Origin of the sequence: Sphingobium sp. ba1 (genome assembly GCF_000743655.1) — a bacterium.
GTDB lineage: Bacteria > Pseudomonadota > Alphaproteobacteria > Sphingomonadales > Sphingomonadaceae > Sphingobium.
On record NZ_JPPQ01000069.1, the window covers coordinates 2,949,548 to 2,949,785 of the forward strand.

A 238-nucleotide genomic window follows, 5' to 3' on the forward strand; every position below is an offset into this window, starting at 1 on the left:
CGATGCGCGCGGCAAGACAGTCGCGCTGCTTGGCCTGACCTTCAAGCCCAACACCGACGACATGCGCGATGCGCCCAGCCTCGCCATCGTCCAGGCGCTGGAGGATGCGGGCGCGAAGATCGTCGCTTATGACCCCGAAGGCATGGACGTGGCCGCACCGATGATGCCCAGCGTCACCATGGCCAAGGACGCCTATGAAGCGGCGGAAGGCGCCGATGTGCTGGTGCTGGTCACCGAA

General features: G+C 66.0%; 1 protein-coding gene. It reads left to right on the plus strand.

What is annotated here, in order from left to right:
* The coding region (locus IL54_RS17575) for a UDP binding domain-containing protein (protein ID WP_272945520.1) at positions 1-238 on the plus strand (238 nt) is incomplete at both ends.